19 protein-coding genes are annotated in these 22979 nt (G+C 74.1%); 4 read left to right on the top strand and 15 right to left on the bottom strand.

The annotated features are described in order from the left end of the window. Window positions 1-46: 46 nt before the first annotated feature. The 3 genes from ACI1MP_RS21890 to ACI1MP_RS21880 form a co-directional block, all read right to left on the bottom strand. On the bottom strand, window positions 47-697 hold the full coding sequence (locus ACI1MP_RS21890) for an HAD family hydrolase (RefSeq protein ID WP_404869300.1): 651 nt from the start codon (window positions 695-697) through the stop codon (window positions 47-49). An 11-nt stretch (window positions 698-708) separates the two neighbouring features. Then, window positions 709-1536: a pyrroline-5-carboxylate reductase gene (gene proC, locus ACI1MP_RS21885; RefSeq protein ID WP_189271548.1), complete on the bottom strand. Its 828-nt coding sequence runs from the start codon at window positions 1534-1536 to the stop codon at window positions 709-711. An 85-nt stretch (window positions 1537-1621) separates the two neighbouring features. After that, window positions 1622-2254, bottom strand: a complete 633-nt coding sequence (locus ACI1MP_RS21880; RefSeq protein WP_380334267.1) for a DUF6461 domain-containing protein — start codon at window positions 2252-2254, stop codon at window positions 1622-1624. A gap of 120 nt (window positions 2255-2374) precedes the next feature. Here ACI1MP_RS21880 and ACI1MP_RS21875 point away from each other — a divergent pair, with 120 nt between their 5' ends. Together ACI1MP_RS21875 and ACI1MP_RS21870 are read left to right on the top strand one after the other, a co-directional pair. Further along, window positions 2375-2821, top strand: coding sequence for a hypothetical protein (locus tag ACI1MP_RS21875; RefSeq protein ID WP_404869299.1), 447 nt, complete (start codon window positions 2375-2377; stop codon window positions 2819-2821). Window positions 2822-2871: 50 nt separating this feature from the next. After that, a complete protein-coding gene (locus ACI1MP_RS21870) occupies window positions 2872-4101 on the top strand; it encodes a hypothetical protein (protein ID WP_404869298.1) in 1230 nt (409 codons plus the stop codon). A gap of 7 nt (window positions 4102-4108) precedes the next feature. On the opposite strand, the gene ACI1MP_RS21865 is transcribed toward ACI1MP_RS21870, so the two are convergent. The 10 genes from ACI1MP_RS21865 to ACI1MP_RS21820 all read right to left on the bottom strand — a co-directional run bounded on the left by ACI1MP_RS21865 (window position 4109) and on the right by ACI1MP_RS21820 (window position 18083). Next, on the bottom strand, window positions 4109-4615 hold the full coding sequence (locus tag ACI1MP_RS21865) for a hypothetical protein (RefSeq protein ID WP_404869297.1): 507 nt from the start codon (window positions 4613-4615) through the stop codon (window positions 4109-4111). Between the two features lie 65 nt (window positions 4616-4680). After that, window positions 4681-6525: a dihydroxy-acid dehydratase gene (gene ilvD / locus ACI1MP_RS21860; protein ID WP_404869296.1), complete on the bottom strand. Its 1845-nt coding sequence runs from the start codon at window positions 6523-6525 to the stop codon at window positions 4681-4683. Window positions 6526-6638: 113 nt separating this feature from the next. Beyond that, complete coding sequence (locus ACI1MP_RS21855) at window positions 6639-7394, bottom strand: class I SAM-dependent methyltransferase (protein ID WP_100587085.1); 756 nt, start codon at window positions 7392-7394, stop codon at window positions 6639-6641. A gap of 15 nt (window positions 7395-7409) precedes the next feature. Then, window positions 7410-7808 (bottom strand): VOC family protein, encoded by a 399-nt coding sequence (locus ACI1MP_RS21850; protein ID WP_380334253.1) that lies wholly within the window; start codon window positions 7806-7808, stop codon window positions 7410-7412. Window positions 7809-7912: 104 nt separating this feature from the next. Next, the gene (locus ACI1MP_RS21845; protein ID WP_380334712.1) at window positions 7913-8740 is read right to left on the bottom strand and encodes a sugar phosphate isomerase/epimerase family protein; all 828 of its coding nucleotides are present in this window, start codon (window positions 8738-8740) and stop codon (window positions 7913-7915) included. Between the two features lie 199 nt (window positions 8741-8939). Beyond that, a complete protein-coding gene (locus ACI1MP_RS21840; protein WP_404869295.1) occupies window positions 8940-12059 on the bottom strand; it encodes a hypothetical protein in 3120 nt (1039 codons plus the stop codon). A 103-nt stretch (window positions 12060-12162) separates the two neighbouring features. Then, the gene (locus ACI1MP_RS21835; RefSeq protein WP_100587082.1) at window positions 12163-13116 is read right to left on the bottom strand and encodes a Ppx/GppA phosphatase family protein; all 954 of its coding nucleotides are present in this window, start codon (window positions 13114-13116) and stop codon (window positions 12163-12165) included. 49 nt (window positions 13117-13165) lie between these two features. After that, a complete protein-coding gene (locus tag ACI1MP_RS21830; RefSeq protein WP_380334246.1) occupies window positions 13166-14443 on the bottom strand; it encodes an SUKH-4 family immunity protein in 1278 nt (425 codons plus the stop codon). Beyond that, a complete protein-coding gene (locus ACI1MP_RS21825; RefSeq protein WP_404869294.1) occupies window positions 14440-17673 on the bottom strand; it encodes a toxin glutamine deamidase domain-containing protein in 3234 nt (1077 codons plus the stop codon). Before ACI1MP_RS21825 ends, ACI1MP_RS21830 begins: the two co-directional genes overlap by 4 nt. A 65-nt stretch (window positions 17674-17738) precedes the next feature. After that, a complete protein-coding gene (locus tag ACI1MP_RS21820) occupies window positions 17739-18083 on the bottom strand; it encodes a WXG100 family type VII secretion target (protein ID WP_043914817.1) in 345 nt (114 codons plus the stop codon). Between the two features lie 345 nt (window positions 18084-18428). Between ACI1MP_RS21820 and ACI1MP_RS21815 the strand changes: the two genes are divergently transcribed. Beyond that, window positions 18429-19274 (top strand): hypothetical protein, encoded by an 846-nt coding sequence (locus ACI1MP_RS21815; RefSeq protein ID WP_380336033.1) that lies wholly within the window; start codon window positions 18429-18431, stop codon window positions 19272-19274. A 186-nt stretch (window positions 19275-19460) separates the two neighbouring features. Here the strand turns inward: ACI1MP_RS21815 and ACI1MP_RS21810 are convergent, their stop codons facing one another. Together ACI1MP_RS21810 and ACI1MP_RS21805 are read right to left on the bottom strand one after the other, a co-directional pair. Next, window positions 19461-20624 (bottom strand): NADH-quinone oxidoreductase subunit D, encoded by a 1164-nt coding sequence (locus tag ACI1MP_RS21810; RefSeq protein ID WP_100588324.1) that lies wholly within the window; start codon window positions 20622-20624, stop codon window positions 19461-19463. Window positions 20625-20638: 14 nt separating this feature from the next. Continuing rightward, a complete protein-coding gene (locus ACI1MP_RS21805; RefSeq protein ID WP_380336029.1) occupies window positions 20639-21643 on the bottom strand; it encodes an SAM-dependent methyltransferase in 1005 nt (334 codons plus the stop codon). A gap of 141 nt (window positions 21644-21784) precedes the next feature. On the opposite strand from ACI1MP_RS21805, the gene ACI1MP_RS21800 reads away from it, so the two are divergent. Beyond that, window positions 21785-22969, top strand: coding sequence for a sensor histidine kinase (locus ACI1MP_RS21800; RefSeq protein ID WP_404870816.1), 1185 nt, complete (start codon window positions 21785-21787; stop codon window positions 22967-22969). Window positions 22970-22979 lie beyond the last annotated feature (10 nt).

Here is a 22979-nt window from a genome sequence, read left to right as displayed (position 1 = left end):
CAGAGCGTAGGGGGTGGGCGGCGTCGGCGGGAGGGGTCGGGCGCGATCAGTTCAGGAGGTCGACCGCCCGCTCCAGATCGGCGTAGAGGCCGGTGGCTCCGGCGGCGTCGAGCTTCTCCGGGTCGGTGAGCGCGGTGTACCCGTACACGTCCATTCCGGCGGCGCGGGCGGCGAGGACGCCGTTGGCGCTGTCCTCCAGGACCAGGCAGCGGGCCGGGTCGGCGCCCATGGTGCGGGCGGCGTGCAGGAACAGGTCGGGGGCGGGCTTGCCGATGCCGACGTCCTGGGCGGAGAACAGCAGGTCGTCGGTGAAGTGGCGGGACAGGCCGGTGAGCCGGTGCGCGGTGCGGATCCAGGAGTGGTGGGCGGAGGAGGCGACGCAGTAGCGGACGCCGTGCTCCTGGAGGTGGGTCAGGAACTTCTCGGCGCCGGGCACGGGCCGGAGTTCGCTCTCGAACGCGGCGAACACCCGGTCGTGGAACAGGTCGTCGAAGCCCTCGGGGAGGGTGGCCCCGTGCCGTTCGGCGATCACGTCGTGGACGTGGTGCGCGGCGGTGCCCATGAAGTCGCGGTAGGAGTCCTCGACGGTGGTGGGGAAGCCGAGCTCGGTGAGGTACTCGGCGAGCACCCGGTTGGCTATCGGCTCGCTGTCCACCAGGACGCCGTCGTTGTCGAGAATCAGCAGGTCGTAACTCACGTTGCTCCAGACTACTTTCCGCCGGTGGCCAGTTCCCGGGAGCGGTCCCGGGCGGCTTCGAGGGCGCCGAGCAGGGCGGCCCGGACGCCGTGGTTCTCCAGCTCGCGGATGGCCGCGATGGTGGTGCCGGCCGGGGAGGTGACGGCCTCGCGCAGCTTTACGGGGTGCTCGCCGGAGTCGCGGAGCATCACCGAGGCGCCGATCGCGGACTGCACGATCAGCTCGTGGGCGACCTGGCGGGGCAGGCCGAGCAGGATTCCGGCGTCGATCATCGCCTCGACCAGGAAGTAGAAGTAGGCGGGCCCGGAGCCGGACAGCGCGGTGGCGGCGTCCTGCTGGCTCTCGGGGACGCGCAGCGCCTTGCCGACCGAGCGGAAGATCGCCTCGGTGCGCTCCAGGTGGGCCTCGGTGGCGTGCGAGCCGCCGGAGATGACGCTCATGCCCTCGTCGACCAGGACGGGGGTGTTGGGCATGACGCGGACCACGGGGGTGCCGGGGGCGAGCCGGTCCTCGAACCAGGCGGTGGGGATGCCGGCGGCGGCGGAGACGATCAGCTTGTCGGCGGCGACGTGCTCGGCGAGTTCGTCGAGCAGGGTGCCCATGTCCTGCGGCTTGACGGCGAGGATCAGGGTGTCGGCGAGCTTGGCGGCCTCGGCGTTGGTCGCGGTGGCGACGCCGTAGCGGTCGGCGAGCTCGGTGGCCCGCTCGGGGCGGCGGGCGGTGACCATGACGTCGGCCGGGTCGGCGCCGGCCCGCAGCAGGCCGGAGAGCAGGGCTTCGCCGATCTTTCCGGTGCCCAGGAAGGCGATCTTCTGGCCGGCGGTGGTGCTGTTGCTCATGGGGCCCTCCGTGCGCTGCGGTTCCTGCCCGCCATCTTGCCCCGGAACGCCGCCGCCGCGGCGCAGGCGTCCACCCTGCGGGCGGTCAGTCGGTGTCGTCCTCGTCGGGCACCACGCCGAGCACGAACTCGGCGTCGCGGACCGTCTCTTCGGTGATCCGGACGCCGGTGAGCCGTTCGGAGAGCGCGAAGATCACGGCCTTCCGCTCAAGGGTGTCGGCGGTGTCCCGGTGACCGACCTCGTGCAGCAGCGCGTCCAGGGCGCGCGGGTCGCTGCCGTGCGACGAGGCCGGGTGTTCGAAGGAGGTGCGCAGCTCGCCGTCCAGGTAGTGGTGGAACATGTGCATGGGCTTGCCGCCGTTGCTGTCGTGGGTGACGGTGGCGCCGCCGCGGGACAGGACCGCCAGGTGGCGGGGCATTCCGCCGCCGCCGTCGAGGGCGAGCAGCAGCGTCCAGTCGCCGCCGGCGCCGGGGACGGCGGCGGCGCCGACGGCGAACGAGGAGTCCTGGTGGTCGTCGACCCACTCGCGCAGTTCCTCCTGGCAGTCGAACAGGTCGTCGGCGCCGTCGCCGAAGCCCTGCGGGACGGCGCCGATCGACTCCAGCACCTGCTGCGGGGTGCGGCCGCGCACCAGGGTGAGGGAGTAACCGTCCTGGAGGCAGCAGGCGAACCAGCGGGAGTCGGCGAGCCAGGCGTAGTCGTGCGCAGTCGGAGTCATCCGAGCAGTCTGCCGCAGGCCTCCGACACCGGCGTCGTGGTGTGGCGGTCACGCCCCGTAGGGGGAATTTCAGGGGTCCCGGTGCTGGATTCCCGGGCGGCCGAGGAGCACCGTGGAGGCATGGGACACGGAGAGTTGTCAGGACGTGAGAACCGTCAGGTCGCTGTCGCCGCGGCGACGCTCGGGCCGTGGCGGACGGCGACGGCGGTGGGTGCGATGGTCGGTGGGGCCGCGCTCGCGGTGGACGTGGTGACCGGGCACTGGTCGATGGACATCCTGGCGGGGCCGGTGGGCCTCGGGCTGTTCTTCTTCTTCCTGGTGGGCACGGTCGGCGGCCGGCTGCGCAAGGGCGGGGACCGGCGGCTTCGGCGCTGGGCGGCGGAGCACCCGTGGCAGTCGGCGGTTCCGGCGTCGGCGGCGCTGTGGCTGGCGAACACCCTGAACCTGTGGCTGCTGGGCGACTGGGGCCTGTTCGAGGCGCTGTTCACGTCGCTGCTGCCCGCGGGTCTGCTGCTGGGCGTGGCGGGTGTGGTCGGTTCGGTGAAGGCGGCCCGCAAGGACGCGTAGCTCCGCCCCCGGTGTCGGGCGTGTCGGCGGTGGTCGGCATACTTCCGGCCGTGCCGAGAAAAGAGGGGCCGGGGCCGGAGAGCGGCGAGCCCGGACACGAGGGGGACCCCTTCGAGGGGTTGGTACTGGACGAGGAGTTCGTCCGGGGGGCGAAGAACACCGAATCATCCGGCCGGGCCCGGATGTTGACGGCGCGTTGGAAGGACGACCCGCCGCCGGAGAACGGGCCTTGGCGGCCGCCCACGGAGACCGCCGCCAAGGCGCCGAAGATCAGGAAGCCGCATCCGGTGCGCAACGCGCTGCTGACGCTGCTGGTGCCGGTGGCACTGATCGCGGTGATGGTCGCGGAGGGGAACCCGAAGGGGAAGCCGCAGGCGTCGTCCTCGGAGCTTCCGTCGGTGGGTCCGGCGACCGCCGTGCCGAGCAGCAGGGCGCCGCAGGTGGCCCCGGAGACGCCGACGCCGGAGCGGCCGTGGGCGGGTTCGCCCGCCGAGGCGTGGCCGGCCGGTGCGGACGGGCTGGCGCTGCCGCCGGCCGCCGCGGTCGGGGTGTTCGACCAGGAGCGGGTGGCCAAGGACCTGGAGCTGGCGAAGGCGTTCCTGGTCGCGACCAACCTGGACCCGAAGGTGATGGCGGGCGGGTACCCGCAGGCCGCGATCGACCTGCTGAGCCGGGAGACCGCCGACAGCTTGGCGGCGGACTTCGCCCACCCGAGCGAGGAGCACGACCCGGCGGACTGGGTGAGCCGCTTCGACCCGGCGTGGGCGGTGCCGGTGACCGACCAGGTGAAGGTGCAGGGTCTGATCAGCTTCGAGGGCGACGGCGAGCAGGGCCTGCTGGTGCACGCCGACGTCACCTTCGTGTACGCGCTGAAGCCGGGCCCGCAGGTCGGCAAGGCCTCGCCGTCGGCGAAGCCCGTGCCGAACGGCGGGGGGCAGCCGACCGGCACGGCCGGCGCGAAGTCGGTGGCCTGGATCCAGGCCGACCCGGTGACGGTCGAGGTGCAGCGGGAGATCGTCCGCCGCAAGGTCGACGTCCGCTTCGCCGACCCGGCGCGCTTCCAGGTGAAGAAGGACAAGGTCTGGGTCGCCGGCATGAACAGCGAGTGGTCCAACACGCTCTGCGGCTACAACGGCGGCTACCTGCGGCCGTCGTTCCGCGCCGACCGGTCCGACGAGGGCGTCAGCGCCTCGCCCGGGGGCGGCCCGACCACCGACCCGTACGACTGGGGCCGTCCGATGAGCACCGACACCAGGTGCGGGACGGCCAGCCGCACCTGACGGCCGTTCAGGCCCGCCGCCGGGCCGCCTTGCGGGCGTCGCGTTCCGCCCGGGCGGCCCGGCGGCGCTGCCAGGTGGCGGTCCGCTGGTCGTGGACGGCGCGCCGGAGGCCCTCGCCGGGGGCCTCGACCAGGCTGCGCAGGAAGTAGACGGCGAGGGCGCCGACGGAGCCGACCAGCCAGACGCCGGCCAGGGCCTTGTCCTCGGCCATCCAGCCGGTGAGCGAGTCCCGGCCCTCGGTGAGGATCTTCCAGTTGCGCAGGCCTGCCAGGGCGGTGCAGATTCCGATGGCGAGGGACAGCAGCACGGTGAGCGGGGCGGCGGCGGAGAGCCGGACGCCGGAGACGCCCAGGCGCAGCAGCAGCGCCCCGGCGGCGGTGGCCGCCAGGGCGCCGAGCGACACCAGGGCGCGGCGCAGCCAGTAGGCGGCGTCGCGGTCGACCCAGGTGGTGCCGAAGAAGCGGATCGGCTCGGGGGCGGGCGCACCGTCGGCGGTGGTGGTGGTCGTCCTCACGCGTCCGATTATCACCACGCCGGGCTGCCCGCCCCGGGCGGCACGCTGGGGGCGGGCGGGGGGTGTCAGCCGAGCTTGCTGACGTCCCGGACGGCGCCCTTGTCGGCGGAGGTGGCCATCGCCGCGTACGCCTTGAGGGCGGCCGAGACCTGCCGGTCGCGGGTCTTCGGGCGGTAGCCGCTGCCCGACTCCAGCTTGAGCCGGCGCTCGTGCAGCTCCTCGAAGGAGACGTCGAGGTTGATGGTGCGGGCCGGGATGTCGATGGTGATCGGGTCGCCGTCCTCGACCAGGGCGATGGCGCCGCCGGACGCCGCCTCTGGGGAGACGTGGCCGATGGACAGGCCGGAGGTGCCGCCGGAGAACCGGCCGTCGGTGATCAGCGCGCAGGCCTTGCCCAGGCCGCGGCCCTTCAGGAAGGACGTCGGGTAGAGCATCTCCTGCATGCCCGGGCCGCCCTTGGGGCCCTCGTAGCGGATGACCACCACGTCGCCCTCGGCGACCTGCTTGGCGAGGATCTTCTCCACCGCCTCGTCCTGGGACTCGCAGACCACGGCCTTGCCGCGGAAGCGCCAGATCGACTCGTCCACGCCGGCGGTCTTCACCACGCAGCCGTCCTCGGCGATGTTGCCGTACAGCACGGCCAGGCCGCCCTCGACCGAGTAGGCGTGCTCGACGCTGCGGATGCAGCCGCCGGCCGCGTCGGTGTCCAGGGTGTCCCAGCGCTCGGACTGGCTGAACGCCTCGGCGGAGCGGACGCAGCCCGGGGCGGCGTGCCACAGTTCGACGGCCTGCGCGGAGGGCGAACCGCCTCGCACGTCCCAGGTCTTGAGCCACTCGGCGAGCGAGTCGGAGTGCACGGTGTGCACCTCCTCGTTGAGCAGCCCGCCGCGGTACAGCTCGCCGAGGATGGCGGGGATGCCGCCGGCCCGGTGCACGTCCTCCATGTAGTACTTGCCGTTCGGGGCGACCTTGGACAGGCACGGCACCTTGCGCGAGATCGCGTCGATGGCCCGCATGTCGAAGTCGACCTTAGCCTCCTGCGCGGCGGCCAGCAGGTGCAGGATCGTGTTGGTGGAGCCGCCCATCGCGATGTCCAGCGCCATGGCGTTCTCGAACGCGGCGCGGGTGGCGATGTTGCGCGGCAGGACGGTGGCGTCGTCGCCGCCGTAGTAGCGGTTGGTGATGTCCACGACCGTGCGGCCGGCCTGCTCGTACAGGGCGCGGCGGGAGGTGTGGGTGGCCAGCACCGAGCCGTTGCCGGGCAGCGACAGGCCGATCGCCTCGGTCAGGCAGTTCATCGAGTTGGCGGTGAACATGCCGGAGCAGGAGCCGCAGGTCGGGCAGGCGTTCTCCTCGATGATCGAGATGTCCGCGTCGGAGACCTGCTCGTTCACCGCCTGGGAGATCGCGTCCACCAGGTCCAGCTTGCGGACGGTGCCGTCGACCAGGGTGGCCTGGCCGGCCTCCATCGGGCCGCCGGAGACGAACACGGTGGGGATGTTGAGGCGCAGGGCGGCCATCAGCATGCCCGGGGTGATCTTGTCGCAGTTGGAGATGCAGATCAGCGCGTCCGCGCAGTGCGCGTTGACCATGTACTCGACCGAGTCGGCGATCAGGTCGCGCGAGGGCAGCGAGTACAGCATGCCGTCGTGGCCCATGGCGATGCCGTCGTCGACCGCGATGGTGTTGAACTCGCGCGGGATGCCGCCCGCCTGCTTGATCGCCTCGGAGACGATCCGGCCGACCGGCTGCAGGTGGGTGTGGCCGGGGACGAACTCGGTGAAGGAGTTGGCGACCGCGATGATCGGCTTGCCGAAGTCCTCGCGGGCTACGCCCGCGGCGCGCAGAAGGGCGCGCGCGCCCGCCATGTTGCGACCTTGGGTGACCGTGTTGGACCTCAGCTGGGGCATCGGAGCCGCTCCTTCGGGACTTTTCTGGGTCCGTCGAGCCTACGCCCGCGCCGCCCCGATCCGGACCAGGTGTCCGCGATGCGGTCAGCGCGGGCGGCTGCCGGGGCCCCGGGCTACGGCTTCGGGGCGACGTACAGGTCCAGCCGGTACGGCTCGACCAGCTGCCCGTCCGGGAACTCGGCGAGCAGCGCCTCCCGTTCGGCGGCCAGGACCGGGGCACGCCGCTCCGGGTCCAGCACCGCCACGTACGAACGGGAGGTCAGGTCGGTGATCACCTGATCGACCGTCACCCGCCGCTCCCAGCGCACCGAGGCCTCCCGCACCTCCAGACCCGCCTCGGTCAACTTCTCGGGCCCGGCGATCACTCCGCCGTAGTAGTGGTAGCCGGGCAGGGTGGCGGCCATCCGCTCCTGGTGGGCGGCCAGCCACGGGGTCTCGTAGTCCTTGACGTTCCACCACAGGGCGAGCGCCCCGCCCGGGCGCAGCACCCGCAGGGCCTCCGGGACCGACCGCTCCGGGTCGGTCCAGTGGAACGCCTGCGCGTAGGTGACGAAGTCCACCGAGGCGTCGTGGAACGGCAGTTCGTCACCGCCCGCCCTGACCACCGGCAGTTCGGGGCTGACCTCGCGGAACACCGCGGCCATGCCGTCGCTGGGTTCGACCGCCACCACCCGGGCGCCGCGGCCGGCCAGCAGCCGGGTGGCGATGCCGGTGCCGGCGCCGACGTCCAGCACGTCCGCGCCGTTCAGCGGGCGACCGGACAGCCGCTCCAGCTCGTCGAACAGCGCGTCCGGGTAGGACGGGCGGGCCGCGTTGTACTCGGCGGCGACCGCGCCGAAGGAACTCGCGTGGGCCTGCAGGTCACTCATCGGTTCGTCCTCTCGTCATCCCCAGGTGCGGGAGCACAGCACCAGGCCGTAGCCGTCCGGATCCAGCACCGTCACCCCGAACTCGTCCCAGTACGGGTTGTGCGCGGGCACCCGGCGGCCGCCCGCCGCGACCAGGCGCTCGACCAGCGCCTCGGCCACCGGCTCGCCCAGGTACAGCACGAACAGGTCCTCGACGGTGGGGGCCGGCTCGACCGGGTGCTCCGGGTCCACGGCGAGCTCGAAGTGCCAGGCGCCGCCCGGGAATCCGACCATCAGCAGGTCGTGCTCGCCGGACACCCGCTCGGCGGTGCGCCACAGCACGGACAGGCCGAGGCCCTCGACGTAGAAGCGTTCGGCCGCCGCCAGGTCGCGGGAGGGTCGGGCCAGTCGGACGTGGGTGTCGGCGCCGATCATGCCGGGCCCGCCGCTCGCCGGGTGATCATTCGGTGTTCGATCATGGGGCCGACTCTAGGCACGGGTCCGGCGGCATGTCCGCCGGTTCACGAACTGACGCGGCGTCAGGACGCGGGTCGGACCGCCGCCAGGTGCAGACGGGTGAAGGCCAGCGCCTCCGCGAGGTCGGCCTCCCGGTCGGCCGGGGTGCCGGACTTGCGGGTGTTGACCTCCAGCACCACGTGCCCGTCGAACCCGGTCCGGGCCAGGCGCTCCAGCAGCTCCGCGCACGGCTGCTTGCCGCGCCCCGGGATCAGGTGCTCGTCCTTGCCGGACCCGGAGCCGTCCGCCAGGTGCACGTGCGCCAGCCGCTCCCCCATCCGGTCCACCAGCCCCAGCGCGTCCACCCGCGAGGTCGCGGCGTGCGACAGGTCGACGGTGAAGTGCCGGTACTCCTCCTCGGTGACGTCCCAGCCGGGGGCGTAGGCCAGCATCTCGCGGTCCCGGTAGCGCCACGGGTACATGTTCTCCACCGCGAACCGGATCGGCGTCTCCCCCGCCATCCGGTCGATGCCCGCCACGAAGTCCTTGGCGTACTGCCGCTGCCAGCGGAACGGCGGGTGCACCACCACGGTGTCCGCGCCGAGCCGCTCGGCCGCCTTCCGGGCCCGCACCAGCTTGGTCCACGGGTCGGTGCTCCAGACCCGCTGGGTGATCAGCAGGCACGGGGCGTGCACCGCGAGGATCGGCACCTCGTAGGTGTCGGAGAGCCGCCGCAGCGCCTCCACGTCCTGGCTCACCGGGTCGTTCCAGACCATCACCTCGACGCCGTCGTACCCGAGCCGCGAGGCCAGTTCGAACGCCGTCTCGGTGGTCGACGGGTACACCGACGCCGTCGACAGCGCCACCTTGGTGTCCGGCACGTGCAGCGCCGGGTGCGGCGGCAGCACCAGCCGGTCCGTGGTGCGCAGCAGCGGCGGCCGCTCCAGCTTCCGCCGCGCCGCGCGGGCCGCCCGCGCCGCCTTCAACGGCAGGGGGCCGCGCCTCGGCTTTCGCTGGTCCGCTGAATCCACCACGCGAACCAGGTTAAGCGCACGGCGCGGCCCCGTCGGGATCCCGACCGGTGTGCGATGCGGCACGTGGACCCGGCGGCTAGCCCTTGACCACCTGGAACGCCTTGGGCAGGTAGCCGGGCGACGGGACGCCCTTCTTGTAGGCGGCGCCCCTGACCAGCAGGTCGTAGCCGCCGACGTAGGCGTACCCGAGATTGACCCGGACGTGCAGCTCGGTGCCGTCCGCGCTCACCCACAGCGGGCGCACCGGCGGGTTGTCGTACCGGTTGTTCTCGGGGAGCAGGTCGATCTGGCTGTTGAGGCTGAGCCCCGTACCGCGGACGGTCATCTCGACGTAGCCGCCGAAGGTCGCCACGGCCGGGCCGGTCCACTGCGGGACTCCGGAGCGTTCGGTGCCGGTGCCCGGCCGGGCGCCCTGCAGCGTGAACGCGAGCGGCAGGTGGGCCCGGCCCGGGGTGAACAGCAGCACCGCGTGCCCGGTGGTCGTGCCGTTGTAGGTGCAGAGGGTGGAGATCCCGGTGTTCGGGTCGTCCCGCGTGCACGTGTAGGCGGTGTCCGCGTCGGCCCAGTTCTCCCGGCCGGCCACGGTCAGCCCGTGCCGGGCGAGGAAGTCGTCGTTGGCCGCGGCGACGTCCACCCGCTGCCCGGGCCGCATCTCCAGCACCGCGCAGTACAGCGGCGCGGCGTCGGTGAGCACCCCGCCGCGCTGGTCGAAGCCGTCGGCGGAGACCGGGTGGGCGGCGCACTCCGGTGCCCAGCCGGCGGCGGTGGCCAGCCGCCAGACGTCCAGCGTGCCCGGGAACGGGGTCCGGTCGCCCGGGTTGCGGGCGGCCACCAGCGCGACGTAGCGGGTCGAGCCGGTGACCCGGCATTCGGTGCTCCAGTCCCGGCACACCGTCCGGCCCTCGGCGTCCACCACCGTCACCTCGGCGAACGTCTGGTCGGTGTTGGTGCGGACGCCGACCTTCAGCAGGTCCGCGGTGGCGGCGTCGAAGGTGGTGCAGTGCACGTCGACGGAGGTGTCGAAGGCGACGCCGGCGCCCGGGCCGCCGACCTTGCCCGACGAGGCGGGCAGGTCGCAGGCCGCGGACGGGGTGGCGTCCCGGCGGACCAGCGTGTAGCCGCCCAGGGCGCGGCCGTAGGTCAGCAGCGCGGTGTAGGGCCGGCCGGCGGGCGGGCGGCAGACGTCGGTCCGGCCGGCGACGATCTGGCAGAACTCCGTGCCGGACGGGTCGACCAGGTGCAGCACGGACTCGAACTGCGACCCTTCCAGGCGGTAGTTGAGCAGTTCGGCGGCCGGGTGGTCGGCGGGGACGGTGAAGCAGGTCTCCAGCGTGCCGTCGGCCCGCGTCCCGGACAGGCCGGTGCGGGTGCCGCTGCCGGTGCCGTACTCGGAGCCGGCCCACGGGACGCAGCCGGCGGTCTCGCCGACCCGCTGGATCATCACCCGGTAGTTGAACGCGCCGGTGGCGGTCAGCACCAGCCGGAACGGGGCGGCGCCGGTCAGCCGGCACACGTCGTAGGTGGCGGACACGGTGTTGCCCTGGCACTGCACGGCACCGGCGGCGTCCAGCACGCGGTAGCGCACCGTCTCGCCCTTGGCCGTCCCGTTCCGCAGGAAGACGGAGTCGCCGGACGCGGTCGGCAAGGTCCGGCAGCGGTCCTGGCCGGCCGCGTCGAAGGTCTCGACGGGCGCGCCGGAGGCCATCTGGTCGTCCCGGCCGACGGTGCAGCCGCGGGTGTCGGTGGCCGAGCGGAGCACCATCGCGTACGGGATCTCGTAGATGCTCGGCGCCACCGTGTAGGTGTAGTCGCCGGCCTTGAGGTCGCACTCCCCGTCCGGGCACAGCTGGGTGGCATCGGACCGGTAGAGGGCGCCGGACTTGTCGCCGATCTCGCCCGTCCCGCGGAACGTGTAGTGGCCGTCGGCGGGCACCCGCAGAATCCGGCAGCGGGAGACGTCCGTCAGGTCGGGGGCCACCCCGTACGCCTGCGGCTCGACCACCGGGCAGCCCTCCGGCCCCGACAGCCGCGACAGCGCCAGGCGGTACGTCCGGTCCGAGTAGCCGCCGTACTGGACGACCACCCGGTAGGGGGCGGTGCCGGCCAGTCGGCAGTCCAGGACGGACCAGTCGCCCTTGGTGCAGACCTCGGCGCCGGTGGCGTCGAACACACTGGCGGACAGGCTGGAGTGGAGCACCCGCAGCAGGTCGCCCGTGGCGAAGTCGCCCGCGTAGCAGTCGCCCGCCTTGCCGAGCGGCACCACGCCGTCGTACATGGTGGGCCGGCCCAGCGAACGGTCGGCGGCGCTCAGGGCCACGCACTTGTCGGTGGAGAACACCGGCAGGTACGAGAGCGTGACCGGGAGGGGCTTCGTGTCGTAGTCGTACAGCCGCAGCGTGTACGTGCCGGCCCCGTTCGTGACGCACCGGGCCGGGCCGTAGCTGTAGGTGTCCGGCGAGACGTCGCAGGCCACCTGCTTGCCGTCCGGGCCGAACAGCCGCGGCACCATGCCGAACAGCTTGCTGGACACCTGGACGATCACCATGTCCCGCGCCTGCGACACCGGCAGCCGGAACAGGGTCGGCCTGCCCGGGGCGAGATTGCAGGTCACCATGACCTGGGGCTCCAGCGCGTCCGGGCACGAGCCGTCCGAGGGCGACGGGCTGGGCGACGGACTGGTGGACGGGCTCGGGGACGGGCTGGTGGACGGACTCGGGCTCGGGGACGGCGTCGGCGAGCCGGAGCCGGACGGCGACGGGCCCGGCGTGCCCCCGGGCGCCGGAGTCGGGGTCTGGGTCCGGGTCGGTGCGGGGGTGCCGGGGCCGCCGACCCGCACGGGCCCGCTCCCGCCGCCGGTGCGGCGCCCGCCGCCGGACCCGGTGGACCCGGTGGACCCGTCGTCCGTCGTGCCGTCCGGGTCGTCGGGGGTGCCCCCGGTGCCGGGGGTCTCCGGGGCGCCCGAGGTGGCGGAGGCGGACGGGCTCGGCGTGGCGCCGGAGGTCGGCGTCGGCGTGGGCGTCGTGGCGGACGGCGAGGCGGCGGCGGACGCGTTGGCGGGTCCGGACGCCACCGGCTTCGGGTCGTCCTTCCCCGGCAGCAGCAGCGCCAGCGACACCAGCACGGCGAGGACCAGCAGGCCCCCGACCGCGGCCAGCAGCCACGTCGCTCTTCTGCGGTCGGCAAACGGCACTGGCATCGCGGCCCCCCGGTGTGGTGCTCTCCCCCTGAAATCACCGGGATCATAAGCGCTCGCACACGAATTTCCCAGCGGAAGAGCAGAGTTGAGGCCTGACTGCCGGTCAGGCCTCGATCGCGACCCGGCTGTCCTGGCCGTCCATGGTGTCGAGGCGGCGCAGGATGATGCCCTCGCGCAGCGCCCACGGGCAGATGTCCAGCTCCTCCAGACCGAACAGGTCCATCGCGGCGTCCGCGACCAGCGCGCCGGCCAGCAGCTGGCGGGCGCGGCCGAGCGAGACGCCGGGGATCCGGGCGCGTTCGGCGGGCGTCATCGCGGCGAGCCGGGGCAGCCAGGCGGAGAGGCCGGCCCGGGTGAGCTTGCGGGGGACGCGGACGCCCGCGCCCTCGGGGGCGGCGCCGGTCATCCGGGCGAGCTGCTTGAAGGTCTTGGAGGTGGCCACCGAGTGGTCGGGCGCGCCGAGGCGGGCGATGTCGCCGACCGTGCCGGCGATCTCGGCGCGGATGTACCGCCGCAACTCGCGGATGTCGCCGGGGTCGGCGACGTCGCCCGGGAGGCGGGAGGTGAGGCGGCCCGCGCCGAGCGGCAGGGAGGTGGCGACGTCGGGCTGCTCGTCCAGGCCGCAGGCGATCTCCAGGGAGCCGCCGCCGATGTCGAGGTTGAGCAGCCGGCCGGAGGACCAGCCGAACCAGCGGCGGACGGCGAGGAAGGTCAGCCGGGCCTCGTCCTGGCCGGACAGCACGGTGAGGGCGACGCCGGTCTCGTCCTCGACCCGGCGCAGCACCTCCTCGCCGTTGGCGGCCTCCCGGACGGCGGAGGTGGCGAACGGCAGCAGGTCGACGACGCCCTTGTCCTCGGCGACCCGCAGCGAGGAGGCGACCATGGAGACCAGCCGTTCGACGCCGATCTCGCCGATCGCCCCGTCCGCGTCCAGCAGCTCGGCGAGCCGCAGGTCCGCCTTGTGCGAGTAGGCGGGCAGGGGGGCCGCGCCGGGGTGGGCGTCCACCACGAGGAAGTGGACGGTGTTGGAGCCTACGTCGAGCACACCGAGTCGCATGACCGTCCAACCTAGCCCAAACCGGTGACCGCCAGGGGTAGCGGCGGGGTCACAGCAGACCGTCCCAGAGCTGTTCGACGATGACCGCCCACCAGTTCTCCGGGTCGCGCAGCGCCGTCCGGTCGAGGGCGGCCAGCGCCCACTGGAACTCCGCGACGGCGGGGCCGGCCTGCTCGGGCGGCAGGTCGCGCAGACGCGGGTAGCGCTCGGCGAGCAGCGCCAGGCAGCGGGTGAAGGCCGTCAGGTCGGTGTTGCAGTAGCGGGCCTCGCAGGTGTCGGGGTCGACGGCGCGGATCCGGCCCTGCGCGGTGTCGACGGTGAACAGCGCCCAGCCGTCGGTGCCGAGCAGCCGCTGCCCGAGCAGCGCGGCGCGGGCCGCGGCGGTGGCCCGCCGGCCGCGGCCGAGCCCGCCGAGGTGCTCGGCGAGGTCCGGCAGGACCGGCCCGGCCTGCTCGGCGATGCCGTCGCTCTCCGGCAGGTGCAGGGCGAAGAAGCCGGGCACGACCCGCGGCAGGCCGGTGCGCTGCAGGGCGCGGGCGGCGGGCTCGGGCAGGTCGGCGGCGAGCACCTCGACCTGCTCGAAGCGGTGCGTGCCGTCCTCGCCGAACAGGGCGGCCAGCCGCTGCCCGAGGCCGTTCTCGTCCTCGGGCTGGGCGGGCGGCACGGCGAGCGGGAACGGCACCCGGTTGTAGGTCCGGCCGGTACGGGCGACCAGCGCCCGGACGGCGGCCGCCCGGTGGTCGTGGCGCGGCCCGTACGGCTGCTCGAACTCGATCCGGACGCCGGGCAGCCGGGCCGCGATGACGTGCTCCCAGTAGCCGCCGGGGAGCATCGACAGCCGCAGGTCGGTGCGGAGCGCGACCAGGTCGTCGAGGGCGACGCCCTGCGCGGACAGCTGCTGCCAGGCGCGCAGCGCCGGGTGCGGGTGGCCGTGCGCGGAGTGCACGGCCAGCGACCGGGTGACGCCCTTGTCGTCCCGGTAGCTCAGCGCGGCCCGGGTGCCGGGGCCGGTGACGGGCGGCAGCGCCGGGTTGTGGCTGCCGGCGCCGAGGCGGTCGCGGTAGAGCCGCTCCACCTCGGGCACCGGGACGGACGGGAAGACGGTGAGTTCGCCGCTGACCCGGTCGACCACGGCGCAGGCCGTGCCGATCTCCTCGGGCGCGCGGCGCGCGCCGGTGAGCGGGTCGGTGAGGATCGGCGCGGGCTCCGGCCAGAGCACCCAGCCGAGGTCGAACTCGTGGCACCTGACAGGCCGTGAACCCTCCTGCGGGAGGTCGCCGTTGACCCAGCGGTGGGCAGTGGCGAGGGCCTGTTCACGGGTGATCATCGGCTGGTGCTCCCGGTGGTGCGGTGGATGGTGAGACGGGAGCGCGGCGGCGCCGCCGCGGGCGGGACGTCCGCGGCCGGTTCCCCGGCGGGCGCGCCGACCATGGCCGGCACCGGCTCGGCCACCGCGGCGGGCGCCCCGGACGGGACGGCGACGGTGACCGGCAGCGGCGCGGACAGGTCGATCGGCCGGTCGGCGGCGTCCACCGCGATCGCCCACAGGCCGTGGTCGGCCGGGTAGAGCGGGGTCGGCGCGGCGTAGCCGGTCTGGTGGTCGAGGTAGCTGAGCACGCCCTTGTGGTTGACGGCGTTCCAGGTGTGCGAGCGGCCGAAGCCGTCGACGGTCAGCAGCACCGCGCGGGTGCCGGTGCCGTGCGCGAGCAGCGCCTGCCCGAGCTTGCCGTGCGCGTCGTCGCCGTCGCCCAGGTCGAGGAACCGGGTGCCGAGTTCCAGCTCGGCGCGGTCGCGGCCGCCGCGCTCGCCGGCCGGGCCGTCGGGCAGCCGGGGCGCCGCGCAGGTCGGCGCGCCGCCGAGTGTGTCGACGGCCGACAGGGCCACGTCCACGCAGTTGTTGGCGCGGCCGCTCTCGGCCGGGCCGCCGCCGTTGAGGACCTCGATCCACTCGCCGACCATCGGGTCCGGGTACGGCCCGGGGGTGCGGCGCACCACCTCGGCCTGGTGCGCGGGATCGACCGGGCCGAGCCCGCCGGGCAGCCCGTACGGGCGGCTGTCGGCGAGCGTGCGCACCGTCTGCTCGGCGGAGCCGGGCCGCACCGCGCCGCCCGGGCCGCCGCCGGTGATCACCAGCCACGCCGCGGACGCCTGGTGCAGCGGCGCGCCGGACTCGTCGACGCCGTGCCGCCGACCGTCCGGCAGCGGGTCGTGCCGGACCGGGCCGCCGGGGGCCTGCTGGCCGATGCCGCCGCCGCCCGCGGGCGGAACCGGACCGGTCACCGGCCGGGCCGCCACCGGACGGTTGTCCGCCGCGTGCTGGCCGACACCGACCACGGCGGCCGCCGAACCGGCCTGCCCGCCCGCACCGGGCGCGCCGGGGGTCGCACCGGCCGCCGCGCCGGGAGCACCCGGGGTGCCCGCCGCCGCACCGGCCGCGGCACCGGGAGCGCCGGACGCGCCGGCCGCCGCACCCGGGGCGCCGGGGGCGCCTGCCGCGCCGGCCGCGCCGGCCGCACCGCCGGACGCACCGCCGACCGGGCCCGCACCGGCCACCGGACCGGCGCCGACCGCACCGCCGCCGACCGCACCGCCGCCGACCGGACCGCCGGCCGGCAGACCGCCGCCGGACGGGGCGCCGCCGCCGACCGGGCCGAGCTGGATCGAGGAGCCGCCGGACGAACCGCCGCCGAACACCGAACCGGAGTCGCCGCCGCGGTGGACGCCGCCACCGCCGGACGACCAGATGTCGCCGCCGTCCACCACCGGCGGGAGGTGCGGCGCGGGCGGCGTCAGCACCGAGTCGACGTGCACCGACACCGGGCCGTGCGACGAGGAGGGCGAGGGCGCATCGTTCGGGGCCCAGCCGCCACCGCCGCCGTACGAGCCGCCGCCACCGCCGCCACCGGACGGAGCGTGCGAATTGCCGTACACCGGAGCCGAGTTGTTCTGGTAACCGGAGTTTCCGTAGTTGCCGGAGTTGCCGTGGTTCCCGGAGTTGCCGTGGTTCCCGGAGTTGCCGCGGTGGTTGCCGTCCCCCGGGGCGGACTGCGACTGGCCCTGGTCCTGGCCGCCCAGCGGGTCGAGGACGGGATCGAGGATCTTGCCCGGGAGGCCGCCCAGCGGGCCGTTGGCGCCGGAGGCGTTGCCGGGGCCGTTCGGGCCGCCGTGGCCGTTGCCCGGCTGGCCGTGGCCGTTGCCCTGGTCGCCGTGGCCGCGCCCGTGGTTGTTGTGCGAGCCGTCCCCGAACGGGCCGTTGTTCTGGTTGTCGGCGATCGGGACGGGCTTCCCGTCCGGGCCGAGCAGGTCGAGCGGGCGGCCGTCGGCGCCGAACTGGACGATCTGCCCGTTCGGGCCGACCGCCTGCAGGTCGGCGTTCACGGTGACGACCTGGCCGTTGCTGCCCATCAGCAGGTGGCCCTTCGGGTCGGCGACCAGGCCGGAGACCGGGGAGCCGTTGGCGGCCATCATCACCGGGTGGCCGTCGTCGCCGAGCTTGGGGTGGCCGTCCAGGCCGAGGGCCAGCGTGATGCCGGTGCCGACCAGCGCGCCGGTCAGGCCGACCAGCAGCGGCTTGCCGTCCTTGCTGAGCAGCGGCTTGCCGTCCTCGCCCATCGCCACCCCGCTGATCGGGGTGCCGTCCGGGCCGACCAGCTGCTGGGTGCCGTCCGCGCCCTGAGTGACCTTCAGGCCGTCAACGCCCTTGACCCGCTGGCCGTCGTCGCCGACCAGCACCGGGTTGCCGTGCCGGTCGGTCTTGACCGTGCCGTCGGCCTTCAGCTCGGCGTGCACGCCGGCCACCCCGGCGACCTCCACCGAACGGGCCACGCCGGAGGTCGCCAGCACGCCGGTGACCTGCCCGGAGCGCGCGGCCATCGAGGTCTCGCGCCGCTCGCCGTGCAGGCCGCGGCCGTCGGTCTGGGCGATCCGCTCCAGGGCGACCAGGGCGGGCTCCTTGGCGAGCGCCTTCGCCGCCTCCGCCATGTCCCGCTCCAGCTGCTCCAGCAGCTGGCCGATCTTCCGCTTGGCGTCCGCGACCGCGGCCAGCTCCTCGGCCTCGGCCACGCCCTCCTTCACCACCGCGACCGCGCCCGAGACCAGTCCGGAGACCACGCCGCCGACCCCGGAGGTGATCTCCTTGCCGGCCTGCGCGATCTGCGCCTTCGCCTTCGCCTCGGCCGCGTCCGCCGCCCGGATCTTCTCGGTCAGCTCCTGCAGCACCGCGACGATCTCGGCCTTGCTGTGGTCGACCACACCGGCCGCCTTGTCCAGCGCGCCGGCCACCAGGCCGGCCGCCGCCGAGGCGTCGTCCAGCTGGCCGCGACCGCCGCCGCTGAACTGCTGCCAGTGCGCGCTGAACGCGTCCACCGCGGCGCCGGAGTTCTCCCCCGACACCCGCTGCGCGGACGTGTTGCCGCGGCGCACCAGGGCCTCCGCCTCCGAGCCGAACTCGCGCCACAGGACGGCTGCTTGGCGCAGCCCGTCCTCGTCCGCCTGCGGCCACGCGTGGCCGGTCCGTGCCAGCGCGGGGGCGAGTTCCTCCGGCAGGTTCCTGGACACGTGCTCCCCCTTCGGGTGGTGCGGTTCGGCGTGCACAGCCGCCCGCCGCGTGCTCTGACTGCGGTTCAGGCCCGGCCGGTTGCGGCCGGGCGGTTCAGCGACGGCGCGTTGAAGTCCGCGCTGATCTCGCTGTCGGTGCGCTGCATGCTGTCCGCCATGCTGTGCAGGCCCTGACCGATCCGGCCGAGCCGCTCCGCCAGACCCTGCAGCCCTGCCAGCACGCCCTCCCGGGCCTCGCCGTACGCGACCCCGAACGGCTTGCCCGGAGCGTCACCGCCCCACGGCGCACCCAGCGCCGCCAGCCCGCTCTCCAGCTGCTTCGCCGCGCCGCCGAACTCCTTCGCGACGGTCTCGAACTCCCGTCCCTCGCCGTGGAGTTCCCACGACCGGATGACGACCTTGTCGCCCATGTGCACTCCCCCGTGCAAGGGCGCTCTCGCGCCCGACCTACCCCCGGCTGGGACATCCTAGGGCCGCGCACGGCCGCCGCCGCCCGGGCTGCGGCCCTTTTCACAGCCGTTTCACCTACACCGCCCGCCAGGACCCCCGGAAAACCGCCCAATACCGACGAACCACGAGAAAGACCTCACCGCCGCACCACGGCCTCCAGGACCCTGGCCCTCGCCCTCCCTCCCGGATCCCGCCGCGGCCTCCCCGGGGGCGCCTCCCGGCCCGCCGGGGCCGAGGACGGGACGATCCGGCGGTGTGCGCCCGGCAGAATCCGAAACGGAGGGCCCAGGCCATACCCTTGCCGGGTGGCACCAGCTGAGAACAAGAAGTCCAAGAAGTCCGGCAAGGCCCCCAAGCCCGCCAAGAACCCGGTCATCGACCTGGCGATGCCCACCGTCCGCGAAGTCGCCCTCGACTTCCCGCGCGCCTGGGTCGAGTTCACCGACCCCGCCGACGACGACCAGGTGTTCCGCTGCGACCTCACCTGGCTCACCTCCCGCTGGGGCTGCATCTTCGGCAAGGGCTGCCACGGCATCCAGCCCGGCCGCGGCGCGTCCGACGGCTGCTGCACCCTCGGCGCCCACTACTCCGACGAGGACGACGAGCAGCGCGTCACCGAGCACGCCGCCCGCCTCACCCCCGACATCTGGGAACACCACGCCGAGGGCACCGACGCCAAGGGCCGGATCCGCCGCGACGGCGGCATCACCATGTTCGACGAGGACGGCGACCGGCAGACCCGCCGCGTGAACGGCGCCTGCCTCTTCCTCAACAGCCCCGGCTTCCCCGGCGGCGCCGGCTGCGCCCTGCACGTCCTCGCCCTCCGCGAGGGCCTCGAACCCCTCCAGACCAAGCCCGACGTCTGCTGGCAGCTCCCGATCCGCCGCACCTACGACTGGATCGACCGCCCCGACGACACCCGCTACCTCCAGGTCTCCATCGGCGAGTACGACCGCCGCGGCTGGGGCCCCGGCGGCCACGACCTCCACTGGTGGTGCACCGGCTCCCCCGAGGCCCACAACGCCCCCGACCCGGTCTACGTCTCCTACCGCCCCGAACTCGTCGAACTCATGGGCCCCGACGCCTACGCGACCCTCGTCACCCTCTGCGAAGCCCACAACCCCAAGCTCGCCCCGCACCCGGCTGACTGACCACCAGCGTGCGCGTTCAGGGGCTCGGGGAACTGCGAGGCCGTGTTGCCGGTGGTCATGGACAGCGGTTGGTCATGGCTGCGGCGGGTCGAGACCGGGGACCGGAAACGGCGGCGCGCTCAGCGCCCTGCTGATGCCCCGCCGTTCCCCGAGCCCTGATGTGTTCCTCCGCGCCTGCCAGGACCGCTACTTGTCGATGTCTCCCACGACGAAGAACATCGACCCCAGGATCGCCACCATGTCCGCCACCAGCGTCCCCGGCAGGAGTTCGGTCAGGGCCTGGATGTTGTTGAACGAGGCCGACCGCAGCTTCAGCCGCCAAGGCGTCTTCTCGCCGCGCGACACCAGGTAGTACCCGTTCAGCCCGAGCGGGTTCTCGGTCCAGGCGTAGGTCTCCCCTTCGGGGGCCTTGAGCACCTTGGGCAGCCGCAGGTTGATCGGTCCGGAGGGCATCTCCGCCAGCCGGTCGAGGCACGCGTCCGCGAGGTCGAGCGAGTTCACGGTCTGTTCGAGCAGGCACTCGAACCGTGCGAGGCAGTCGCCCTCCTCCCGGACGGGCACCCGCAGGACGTCCTGGAGCTCGCCGTACGCGAGGTACGGCTCGTCGCGGCGGAGGTCGAAGTCGACGCCGCTGGCACGCGCGATCGGCCCGCTGACGCCGTACGCGTGGACGTGCTCGCGGGACAGGACGCCGATGCCCGCCGTCCGGCCGCGGAAGATCTCGTTGCCGAGCACCAGGTCCTCGAAGACCGGCAGTTGCGAGCGGACGACGCCGACGGCCGCCCGGACCCGGCCGAGCCAGCCGGCCGGCAGGTCCTCCTTCAGGCCGCCGACGCGGTTGAACATGTAGTGCATGCGGCCGCCGGAGGCTTCCTCCAGGACGTGCTGGAGTTCTTCGCGGCCGTTGAAGGAGTGGAAGATCGGGGTGATCCCGCCCAGTTCCAGGGGGTAGGAGCCCAGGAACATCAGGTGGTTGAGCACCCGGTTCAGCTCGGCCAGCAGGGTCCGCAGCCAGACGGCGCGTTCGGGGACCTCCATGCCGAGCATCCGCTCGACGGCGAGCACCACGCCGAGTTCGTTGGCGAACGCGGACAGCCAGTCGTGCCGGTTGGCCAGCATGATGATCTGCCGGTAGTCGCGGGCCTCGAAGAGTTTCTCCGCGCCGCGGTGCATGTAGCCGATGACGGGTTCGACGGAGTTGATCCGCTCGCCGTCGAGGACGAGCTTCAGGCGCAGCACGCCGTGCGTGGACGGGTGCTGGGGACCGATGTTGAGCACCATGTCGGTGCTGTCGGGCCCGCCGGGCAGGTTCTGTGCGCCCGGGCCGATGCCGACCGTGGTCTCCGTCATGGCCGTCGACTCCTTCATGAGGGGAGAGTCTGCCATCCCGGCAGGCCCGTGAGGTCGTCCGGTACCGGCATGCGGACGGCCTGGACCAGCCAGTGGAACGCTCCGAGCCCGGCCGGGTCGGTGAGTTCGGCGGCCTCGCCGGCCCCGCCGAGGGCCCGCAGGTAGCCGGCCGGGTCGGTGGTGGCGAGCGCGAGCGGGGGGCGGGCGCCGCTGACGCCGAGGGCGTGCAGGGCGGTGCGCTGGGTGGTCAGCAGGGTGGGGTGGCCGGGTGCGGCGGCGGCGTCGAGGGCGACGTGCGCGGTCAGGTCGCAGCTGCCGTCGGGGACGGGCGCGGTCTGCCGGCCGTCGCGGAAGCCGGTCAGGGTGCCGAACGGGGGGCGGGTGTCGCGGGTGTGCGCGTAGTCGACGGCCACCGCGAGGCCGCTGCCCAGGGCGCCGACGGCGTCGGCCCAGGCGGCGTCCCGGGGTCCGCCGAGTTCGATCCGCTCACCGTCGGCCCACCACCGCTCGGCCCATCCGGTGTCGTCCGGGTCGAGCGGTGCGCCGAGCCGTTCGCTGCCGTCGGGGTCGACCTCGACGTACCGCAGCCGCCCGTCCTCGTCGCGTTCGGCGAGGTCCAGCGGCACGTTGTCGAGCCACTCGTTGGCGAACAGCAGGCCGGTGACGCCGGACGGCAGGTCGGGGCCCCAGTCGATCCCGGCGGGCAGGCCGGCGGGACGGTCGGCGAGTTCGACGGCGTGGAACGCGACCCGGGCGCGCAGTTCGGCGGGCAGTGCGTCACGGACGGCGACGGTGAGTTCGCCGCGGCCCGCGCCGACGTCCACGAAGGCGAGCCGGGGCGGCGAGCCGAGCGCGGCGTCGACGCCGGCCAGCAGGCGGGCCACCGCGCCGGCGAACCGGGCGGACGCGTGCACGGAGGTGCGGAAGTGCCCGGCCGGGCCCTCCGGCCTGCGGTAGAAGCCGCCGTCGGACCGGTACAGCGCGTGTTCGATCGCGGGCCGCCACCGCATCCATGTCATAGCGGAGGACGTTACCGGGAGGGGGCGGTCTCCACCTTGGGGAGTAGCCGTGGATCGCTCCTACGACGGACCTGAGCACGACGTCCGACTCCCTAGGCTGGACATGTGCATCGACTCAACGCCTGGCTCCGCCGACATCCCATGGTGGTGGACTCCGCCTGGGCACTGATCGTGCTGGTCTTCGGCGTGCTGGTGGCGGCCGAACAGGTCGACGTGAACGGGAACCGGGTCACCGGGCCGCAGCTGTGGGCGGGCCTGGCGATCGCGGCGGTCCTGCCCGGCCTGATGGTGGTCCGGCGGCGCTGGCCCGACGTCACCACCGCGGCCGCCGTCGTCCTCGGCCTCAGCCAGATCGCCGGCCGGATCGAACCCGGCCTGTCCTCCGTCGCCTACCTGGTGTTCGCGTACACCGGCGCGGCCTTCGGCCGGGCCTGGACGTCCAGACTGGCGCTGGCCGCCAGCCTGGCGGCGGGGCCGCTCACCGTGTGGCGGCTGGTCCCGTCCCCCGACAGTGCGAACGACACCCTCACCAAGCGGGTGGTGCTGTCCGCACTGATGACCACCCCGTTCGTGCTGTGCTGGGCGTGGGGCCGGCTGACCCGGGTCCGCCGCGCCTACCTGGTCGAACTGGAGGACCGGGCCGCCCGGCTGGAGCGCGAACGGGACGCCCAGGCACAGGTCGCGGTCGCCGCCGAACGCGCCCGGATCGCCCGCGAGCTGCACGACGTGGTCGCGCACAACGTGTCCGTGATGATCGTCCAGGCCGACGGCGCCGCGTACGTGATGGACACCTCCCCGCAGCAGACCAAGGAGGCGCTGGGCACCATCGCCTCCACCGGCCGCCAGGCGCTCGCCGAGATGCGCCGCCTGCTCGGGGTGCTGCGCACCGCCGACACCACCGGTGAGTACGTGCCGCAGCCCGGTGTCGAGGAACTCCCCGAACTGCTCGAACAGGTCCGCACCGCCGGCCTGCCGGTCGAGTTCACCGCCACCGGCGAGGTCCGCGAACTGCCCCGCGGCCTGGAGCTGACCGTCTACCGGATCGTCCAGGAAGCCCTCACCAACGTCCGCAAGCACGGCGGCCCCGGCGCCAGCGCCAAGGTCACCGTCGACTTCCGGGACGGCGACCTGGAGGTCCTGGTCGAGGACGACGGCCGCGGCAGCACCCGCGAACAGCTCACCGCCGGCGGCGCCGACGGTCTCGGCCACGGCCTGATCGGCATGCGTGAACGGGTCGGTATGGTCAGCGGCAGCCTGGACGTCGGGCCCCGGCCCGGCGGCGGCTTCCGGATCAGGGCCGTCCTGCCCCTCAAAGTGTCCAAGTGAAGGAGACCCG

Source organism: Kitasatospora griseola (assembly GCF_044999035.1).
GTDB lineage: Bacteria > Actinomycetota > Actinomycetes > Streptomycetales > Streptomycetaceae > Kitasatospora > Kitasatospora griseola.
Note: the sequence above shows the minus strand (reverse complement) of the source record. Positions and strands in the feature narration are given on the sequence as shown.